This is a genomic window from Streptomyces sp. NPDC059003, from assembly GCF_042740445.1.
Lineage (GTDB): Bacteria > Actinomycetota > Actinomycetes > Streptomycetales > Streptomycetaceae > Streptomyces.
The window spans coordinates 19,619-27,237 of record NZ_JBHYJH010000137.1 but is presented as its reverse complement, the minus strand read 5'-3'; the positions used below and the strand labels follow the sequence as shown (position 1 = coordinate 27,237).

Genomic DNA, 7,619 nt, shown 5'->3' with positions numbered 1-7,619 from the left:
GTGCCAGGGGCGGCAGCCCCTGGTTTCGGTGAAGGGGCGGGCCTGGGGCGCCCCCGCGAGGGCACCATGGCCCCATGACGATCCCCACCGTCGACCTGCGCGCATGGCGCTCCGGCACCCCCACGACCCGCACCCGGATCACCACAGCCGTGGACGAAGCCCTCCGCACCGCAGGCTTCCTCCTGGTCACCGGCCACGACGTACCCCCGGCCCTCCGCACGGAGATCCGCACACAGGCCCGCACCTTCTTCCAGCTCCCGCCCGCCGCCAAGAAGGCGTACGCCGCGAAGGTCGGCGGCCGCGGCTGGCTGGGCCCCGGCGCCGAGGCGAACTCCTACGCCGAGGGCACCCCCTCCCCACCCGACCTGAAGGAGTCCTTCTCCTTCGCCGCGGACGAGCCGACCGGCAACGCGGCGGTCGACGCCGAGTGGTTCACGCCCAACACCTGGCCCGCGCAGACCCCCGGCCTGCGCGCCCCCGTGGAGGCGTACCTGGCCCGGATGCGGCACCTGTCCGACGAGCTCCTCCGGCTCCTCGCCGCCGCACTCGGCGAGCCCGAGGACTTCTTCACCCGCCACACCGGCCACCCCACCTGGGGCTTCAACATCAACTGGTACCCGGGCCGCGACACGCTCGGCGACCCCGCACCCGGCCAGTTCCGCATCGGCGCGCACACCGACTTCGGCACGGTCACGGTCCTCGACCGGCAGGCGGGCCGCGGCGGGCTCCAGGTGTTCACGGACGCCGACGGCTGGCAGGACGCGCCGTGGGACCCGGCGGCCTTCACCATCAACATCGGTGACCTGATGGCCCGCTGGACCGGCGGCCGCTGGCGCTCGGGCCGCCACCGGGTCCTGCCGCCACCGGCCGACGCGCCCACCGAGGAGCTGATGTCCCTCGTGTACTTCTACGAGTGCGACCCGGGCACGGACGTCCGCGGCACCGACTCGCACGTCTACCTGCGGGCACAGCTGGACGCGATCGCGGTCGACTGAAGGCTCAGTCCCCGCGCAGCACCAGGGCGAGGAGTCCGGGGAAGCGCGCGTCGAACTCCTCGCGCCGCAGCCGGTTCACCCTGCGCGGCCCCTCGTCACGCTGCTCCACGAGCCCGGCCGCGCGCAGCGTCGCGAAGTGATGGCTGAGCGCGGCCTTGCCCACGGGCACGTCGAAGCTGCCGCAGGCCCGCGACCAGTCCGCCGAGCCCGCCAACTCCCGTACCAGTTCCATGCGTACGGGATCGGCGAGCGCGGCGAGCGCGGTCTGTACGGAGACGTCCTCCAGGCGCGCGTGCACCGGCGCCGCACGGTGACCGGCACGGTGACTGGCACGGTGACTGGCACTCGTCATGGTCTCCTCCGTCCTTCCCTGGCCTCGCGGCCCGCACTTGCAGAGTGTTCGATGAAAACCATACAGTCCCGAGTGTTCAACACAGATCGAACACCCCGGAGGCTCCCCCATGCGCGCAGTCCAGATCACCGAGTTCGGCGGCCCCGACGTCCTGCGGACCATCGAGGCCGCCGCCCCGGAGCCCGGCCCCGGCCAGGTCGCGATCGACGTCGCGTACACCGGCGTGAACTTCGCCGACCTCAAGGCCCGCGCCGAGGGCTACCGCGTCCCGGGCCTGCCCTTCGTGCCGGGCCTCGAAGTGTCGGGGCGCGTGCGCGCCCTCGGCGCCGGGGTGACCGGCCTCCACATCGGCCAGGAGGTCGCCGCGCTCACCGCAGGCGGCGCCTACGCCGAGGTGGCCGTCGCGGACGCCGCCACCGTCTTCCCCGTACCGCACGGCGTGGACCTGCGCGCCGCCGCCACGCTCCCGACCGTCCTGCCGACCGCCCACGCCCTCCTCCACGAGGTGGGCCGGCTGCGCGCGGGCGAGGCCGTCCTGGTGCAGGGCGCGGCAGGCGGCGTCGGCACCGTCCTCGGCCAGCTGGCGAAGGCGGCCGGAGCCCGGGTGTTCGGCGTGGTGTCGAGCGCGGCGAAGGCCGAGTACGCGCGGGGGTACGGCTACGACGAGGTGTTCGTCGGCGACTTCGCGGCGGGCGCCCGTGCGGCCACCGGCGGCCGGGGCGTCGACCTCGCGCTCGACCCGGTCGGCGGCGACACCTTCCGCGCGAGCCTCGACGCGCTCGCCACCTTCGGGCGCCTGGTCTCCTACGGCAACGCGAGCTCGGCCGAGCCGTGGCGGGTGGGCCAGGCCGAGCTGTTCCCCGGCACCCGCTCCGTGGCGGGCTTCTCGATCCTGACGCTCGCCAAGGAGGACCCGCAGGCGCTGCGTGCGCTCGCCGAGCGGGCCTTCCAGGCGGTCGCCGACGGCACCGTCACGCTGCCCGTCACCGCCGAGTTCGCACTCGACGAGGCCGCGCGGGCGCACGAGCTGATGGGCGGCCGCACGACGACCGGCAAGCTGCTCCTGCGCGTCAGCTAGGACGCGTCACTCAAGGCACGTCAATCAGGCGTACGCGGCGCGCAGTTCACGCCACCGGTCCAGGCTCCACGTCGACCAGTCCTTCGGCCGTCCGGCGAGCGCGTCGACCAGGAACTCGAAGTGGTCGTGCCACCCGGCGAGGCAGTCGAGGCGGAAGCCGTCGTCCCCGGTGAGCTCGTTGGTGAAGCGGAGCGTCGTGCCCGCGTCCCCCACGTGCTCCAGGTGGAAGCGGCAGCGGCCGTGCAGGTCGATGGTGTACTCGGCGACGACGTCCGGGTCCCAGGCGGTGATGTGCCCGGAGTGGACGGCGGTGGCCGGGTCCACGTTGTTGAGCCAGCGCAGCGTGACCGCCCCGCCCAGGCGCGGCTCGAACACGTCGGCGGCGGCGAGCCACCCCGGCAGTCCCTCCGGGGTGGCCACCGCCGCCCAGACCGCCGCCACCGGGTGCGGCAGGTGCAGCACCCAGTGGAGCGTGTGCGTGTCCCCCTGTGTCCGGCTCGTCCCGTGTTCGATGATCTCGCTGGCATCGCTCATGGGCCAAGCGTCACGCACGCGGTCCCTCAGGTCACGCATCCACTACGGGCGTTCGCCCGCCTTGTCGACGACCTTCCGCTCCAGGACGGCGGTGTGGCCGACCACCTCGCCGTCCTCGTTGGTCTCCCGCTCGCCCAGGAACTGCTTGGTCCTCTTGTCGAAGATCAGCTCCTGGCGCACCTCGTCGTCCTTCCAGGCGATGGCGACCCCGTGCCGCCCGGCGGCGTCCACGGCGTCGTCGACCAGCTCCACGCCGGGGATCCTCGCCGCGGCCAGATAGAGCGCGGCGGCCTGCTCCGGCGGCATCAGCGACTCGTAGATGAGATCACCGACGAGCACGAACGGCTTGCCGTTGGTCTGCTCCTCGGCGACCCGGTTCAGCCAGTCGAGCATGTTGACGGGGTCGGCGGGCAGCTTCTGGAGGTTGCGGTAGTTGGTGTCGCTCTCCATCAGCGGCGGATCGGGCTCCATGGGTTCGTTCTCGGAGTCGTTCTCGGGCTCGTGCAGCAGCCCCGTGTGCCTGCCGTCGACGGACTCCCAGAACTCCCTGAGGTGCAGCTCGTCGTCCCCCCAACGCACCTTGCTCTTCATGTAGACGAACTGGTCGTCCCGAATGTCCTTCGGCGCGGGCTGCTTCCGTGCCGCCGCCGCGATCTGCTTCAGCACCGCCACGGTCTCCTTCGACGGCGGCCCGGCCTGGGCCGGATCCCCGCCGAACGGCTGGGCGACCACCAGACCCGCGGCGACCGCCGCGGCGACCGCCCCCGCCACCAGGGACGGCCGCAGCCAGCCCCGGCGCTTGGCACGCGGCACGGTGTCGACGTCTTCCTGCCGGATCTCGCTCAACAGATGCTCCTTGAGGCGCAGGTGGCGGCCCGGCGGAAGGTCCCGCTCGCGCGGGGCGGGGAAGTCGGTGTGGCCGGTGGCCTCGTCGCGTGACTTCATCGGATGCCCTCCTTCTTCATAGGCCCGACCGCGTTCGCGCGGTCACCTCTTGTCTGTCCGCGCCTCTTGGGTGGTTCCAGCGCTTTCGCGAGTTTTGTTCGCGCCCGCGAGAGCCGGGATCTCACCGTGCCCACCGGCGTCCCGAGCGCCGCTGCCGCCGCCTCGTAGCTGAGCCCCGACCACACGCACAGCGCGAGCACCTCGCGCTCGGCCCTGCGCAGCTTCGCGAGGGCCGTGCGGACGAGGGCGAGCTGCTCCTGGTCGTCGATGCGCCCGGCGAGCTCGTCGGCGAAGTCGGCGACGGCCTCACTCTGCGGGAGCCGGGCCATCGCGGCCGTGTGGCGGCGGGCGGCGCGGCGCTGGTTGCGGGTCACGTTGGTGGCGATGCCGAGCAGCCACGGGCGCAGCGAGCCGCCGTCCGCGTCGACCTTGGCGCGCAGCCGCCACGCCTCCAGGAAGGTCAGCGACACGATGTCCTCGGCCGCCGACCAGTCGCCCGTCAGGCGGTAGGCATGGTTGTAGACGGAGCGGGCGTAGGCGTCGAAGAGCTCGCTGAAGGCGTCCGGGTCCGAGCCCCGGATCCGTACGCGCATCTGCCGCCGCTGTGCCGCGAGTTCCCCCTGATTCGTCTCCACGCCCCCTTGTCTGTCCGCACGACAGAGGCCGGTTCCTGTGGCTCACGCCACAGGAACCGGCCTCGGGCCGCGCCGGGGGTGCTCAGACCCCGGCGTACGAGTGCTTGCCGCTGACGAAGATGTTCACGCCGTAGTAGTTGAACAGCCAGCAGCCGAAGGCGATCAGGGCCAGGTAGGCGGCCTTGCGGCCCTTCCACCCGGCCGTGGCGCGGGCGTGCAGGTAGCAGGCGTACGCGACCCAGGTGATGAAGGACCAGACCTCCTTGGGGTCCCAGCCCCAGTAGCGGCCCCAGGCGTCGCCCGCCCAGATCGCGCCCGCGATGATCGTGAACGTCCACAGCGGGAAGATCGCGGCGTTCATGCGGTACGTGAACTTGTCGAGCGACGCGGACGAGGGCAGCCGCTCCATGACGGAGGTCGCGAACCGGCCCGGCGTGCCGCCGCGCTGGAGCTTGGCCTCGTAGGAGTCCTTGAAGAGGTACGCACCCGTGGAGACCGCGCCGACGTAGAACGCGGCGCCGCAGAAGATCGCCGTGGAGACGTGGATCCACAGCCAGTACGAGTGCAGGGCCGGGACCAGCTGGTCGCTGTCGGTGTACAGGACGGTGACGGCGAGGCCGAGGTCGAGCAGGACCGAGGTGATCAGCGGCAGGCCGATCCAGCGCACGTTCTTCCGCAGCGCGAGCAGCGTCAGGAAGACGCCGACGGCCACGGAGGAGAAGGTGATGTTGAACTCGTACATGTTGCCCCACGGCGCGCGCTGCACCGACATGGCGCGGGTGACGACACCGCCCACCTCGATGAGGAAGCCGAGGGCGATGAACGAGACCGCGATGCGGCCGTAGAGGTCGCCCTGCTCGTCACCGCCCGCGGCGCCCGGGCCGTCCGGCACGTCGCGGCTGCCCGCCGCGGCGCGCGTGACGACCTTGGGCGCGGCCTTGGGGCGCTCCAGGGTGGCCGTGCCGCCCTTCGCCCGCACGGTGACGGCGGGCGCGGACGCCTTGGCGGCCTCGGCCGTCCCCGGCGCTTCGGTGAGCGCGGCGGCGGTGCGGGCGACCTTGCTGCGGCTGCCGAACAGCCACTCCGCCATGAGCGCGAAGAAGGCGAGGAGGTAGACGGCCATCGCGGAGTAGATCAGCACATTGCTGACGTGCGCGAGGTTCTCATTGGTCGCGGCGGCGAGGGTGGTGGCGTGAGTCACTTCTCAGGCCCTTCGGCAGGAACGACATCGGGGGTGGGGTCGGGGTCATCGACAGCGGGGGCGGCGCCCTCGCCCTGGTCCTTGGCCTTGTCGGCCCGGTCCTCGGCCTTGTGGGCCTGGTCCTCGGCCTTGGTGGGCTCGTCCTTGGCCTTGGTGGGCTCGTCCTCGGCGGCGGAGGAGGACGCCTCCGCCTCGCCGTCCGCCTCGGGTGCCGACGGCGCCTGCTCGTGCAGGGCCGCGGCGAGCGCCGCGAGCTCCTCGGGCACCTTGGCGGACTCGCTGCGGCCGAGGCCCGCCATCTCCACGACGGTGACGCCGTCGGCGGTCCTGCTCGCCCGCACCCAGACGCGGCGGCGCTGGATGAACAGCGAACCCGCGAGGCCCGCGATCGCGGCGATCGCGCCGCCGAGCGCCCAGCCGCTGCCCGGCTCCTGCGAGATCTGGAAGCTCGCCCACTGCTTGAGCTCCTTCTCGAAGGTGACCGAACCGGCACCGTTCGGGAGCTTCATCGTCTCGCCGATCTTCAGGCGCTTCTTGAAGAGCTCACCGTTCTTGTCCTTGAACTTCTGCATCTTCCGCGTGTCCAGCTGGTACACGTTCTGCGGGATGCCGGAGTCCACGCCGAGGCTGCCGTGGTACGCGGAGAGCGCGAGCCGCGGATTGAAGGGCGCGGGGAACTGGGAGAACATCTGGCCGTTGCCCTCGCCCGCGAACGTCGGCACGAAGAAGGCGTTGAAGCCCAGCTGCTCCTTCTTGCCGTTCTTGTCGCGGTACCCGTCGAGGATCTTGATGGCGCCGGTGGCCGTGCCCATCGAGTCGATGGGGAGCAGCGGCACGGAGATCCGGTTGACGACCTTGCCGCGCCCGTCGCGGACGGTGACCGTCGGCGCGTACCCGTGGCCGATGAGGTAGACCTTCGAGCCGCCGATCTCCAGCGGCTTGTTGACCTCGATGGCCTTCTTCTTCTCGGGCCCGTGGGCGCCCTCGGTGTAGGTGACGTGCGCCTTGTACGTACGGGCGGTGCCGCGCTGGGGGCCCGACATCTCGTACGTGCCCTCGAAGCTGTCGAGCTTGAAGCTGAACGGCGCGAGCTCGTCGGTGTCGAAGAAGCTGCCGGACTTGAAGTCGTCGTACTGCGTGAGCGTGTTGGAGAACCCGTCGCCCTCCATGATCAGCTTGCCGCCCTCGGACTTGAACAGCTGCCCGGCCGCGAAGGCCAGGAGCAGCACGATCAGGGCGACATGGAAGCTCAGGTTCCCGGCCTCGCGCAGATAGCCCTTCTCGGCGGAGACCGCGCCGCCCACCTGGTGGGAGCGGAAGCGGCGCTGCTTGAGCAGGGCGAGCGCGGCCTGGTGGACCTGCTCGGGCTCGGCGTCGGTGCGCCACGTCGTGTACGCGGGCATGCGCGTGAGCCGCCCCGGCGCGGCGGGCGGGCGGCCGCGGAGCTGGCCGACGAACTGCCAGGTGCGCGGCACGATGCAGCCGATGAGCGAGACGAAAAGCAGGATGTAGATCGCGGAGAACCACACCGAGCTGTAGACGTGGAACAGGCCGAGCTTCTCGTAGATCGGCGCGAGCGTGGTGTGGGCTTCCTTGAAGTCCTGGACCTTCAGCTCGTCGGTGCCCTGCTGCGGGATCAGCGAGCCGGGGATCGCGCCGAGGGAGAGCAGCAGGAGCAGAAGCAGCGCGACCCGCATGGAGGTCAGCTGCCGCCAGAACCAGCGGATCCAGCCGATGACGCCGAGCGCGGGCACGCCGGTCCCGGACTCCTCCTGGGGGGCGGTGCTCAGCTGGGCCCCGGCCGCCGCCTCGCCGAGGTCGGCCTGCTCGTCGCCGCGCGGGTTCGTCTTGGTGTCACTCATGGATTTGGTGTCACTCA

The 7,619-nt window shown here is 71.7% G+C and carries 8 protein-coding genes; 2 read left to right on the top strand and 6 right to left on the bottom strand.

Annotated features, from left to right (window positions below; translation table 11 throughout):
• The first annotated feature begins 74 nt into the window (after positions 1-74).
• Entirely contained in the window at positions 75-995 is a 921-nt protein-coding gene (locus ACFWZ5_RS34330; RefSeq protein WP_384806186.1) for an isopenicillin N synthase family dioxygenase, read from the top strand.
• Positions 996-999: 4 nt separating this feature from the next.
• Here the strand turns inward: ACFWZ5_RS34330 and ACFWZ5_RS34325 are convergent, their stop codons facing one another.
• Entirely contained in the window at positions 1,000-1,347 is a 348-nt protein-coding gene (locus tag ACFWZ5_RS34325; protein ID WP_384806188.1) for an ArsR/SmtB family transcription factor, read from the bottom strand.
• A gap of 109 nt (positions 1,348-1,456) precedes the next feature.
• On the opposite strand from ACFWZ5_RS34325, the gene ACFWZ5_RS34320 reads away from it, so the two are divergent.
• Complete coding sequence (locus tag ACFWZ5_RS34320) at positions 1,457-2,425, top strand: zinc-binding alcohol dehydrogenase family protein (protein ID WP_384806190.1); 969 nt, start codon at positions 1,457-1,459, stop codon at positions 2,423-2,425.
• Positions 2,426-2,449: 24 nt separating this feature from the next.
• Here ACFWZ5_RS34320 and ACFWZ5_RS34315 read toward each other — a convergent pair whose 3' ends face one another.
• The 5 genes from ACFWZ5_RS34315 to ACFWZ5_RS34295 form a co-directional block, all read right to left on the bottom strand.
• A complete protein-coding gene (locus tag ACFWZ5_RS34315) occupies positions 2,450-2,959 on the bottom strand; it encodes an SRPBCC domain-containing protein (protein ID WP_384806192.1) in 510 nt (169 codons plus the stop codon).
• Positions 2,960-3,001: 42 nt separating this feature from the next.
• Positions 3,002-3,904: a CU044_5270 family protein gene (locus ACFWZ5_RS34310; protein WP_384806194.1), complete on the bottom strand. Its 903-nt coding sequence runs from the start codon at positions 3,902-3,904 to the stop codon at positions 3,002-3,004.
• The gene (locus ACFWZ5_RS34305; RefSeq protein ID WP_384806196.1) at positions 3,901-4,497 is read right to left on the bottom strand and encodes an RNA polymerase sigma factor; all 597 of its coding nucleotides are present in this window, start codon (positions 4,495-4,497) and stop codon (positions 3,901-3,903) included. Before ACFWZ5_RS34305 ends, ACFWZ5_RS34310 begins: the two co-directional genes overlap by 4 nt.
• Before the next feature lie 124 nt (positions 4,498-4,621).
• The gene (gene ccsB / locus ACFWZ5_RS34300) at positions 4,622-5,740 is read right to left on the bottom strand and encodes a c-type cytochrome biogenesis protein CcsB (protein ID WP_384798587.1); all 1,119 of its coding nucleotides are present in this window, start codon (positions 5,738-5,740) and stop codon (positions 4,622-4,624) included.
• Positions 5,737-7,602 carry a cytochrome c biogenesis protein ResB gene (locus ACFWZ5_RS34295; RefSeq protein ID WP_384798584.1) on the bottom strand — a complete coding sequence of 622 codons (1,866 nt, stop codon included), beginning with the start codon at positions 7,600-7,602 and terminating at the stop codon, positions 5,737-5,739. The genes ccsB and ACFWZ5_RS34295 overlap by 4 nt, the downstream gene beginning before the upstream one ends.
• Positions 7,603-7,619: the final 17 nt, after the last annotated feature.

Bases quoted from the DNA above. Each gene is read 5' to 3' on its own strand.
- ACFWZ5_RS34330 (WP_384806186.1), top strand. From the start codon at position 75: ATGACGATCCCCACCGTCGACCTGCGCGCATGGCGCTCCGGCACCCCC.
- ACFWZ5_RS34325 (WP_384806188.1), bottom strand. From the start codon at position 1,347: ATGACGAGTGCCAGTCACCGTGCCAGTCACCGTGCCGGTCACCGTGCG.
- ACFWZ5_RS34320 (WP_384806190.1), top strand. From the start codon at position 1,457: ATGCGCGCAGTCCAGATCACCGAGTTCGGCGGCCCCGACGTCCTGCGG.
- ACFWZ5_RS34315 (WP_384806192.1), bottom strand. From the start codon at position 2,959: ATGAGCGATGCCAGCGAGATCATCGAACACGGGACGAGCCGGACACAG.
- ACFWZ5_RS34310 (WP_384806194.1), bottom strand. From the start codon at position 3,904: ATGAAGTCACGCGACGAGGCCACCGGCCACACCGACTTCCCCGCCCCG.
- ACFWZ5_RS34305 (WP_384806196.1), bottom strand. From the start codon at position 4,497: ATGCGCGTACGGATCCGGGGCTCGGACCCGGACGCCTTCAGCGAGCTC.
- ACFWZ5_RS34295 (WP_384798584.1), bottom strand. From the start codon at position 7,602: ATGAGTGACACCAAGACGAACCCGCGCGGCGACGAGCAGGCCGACCTC.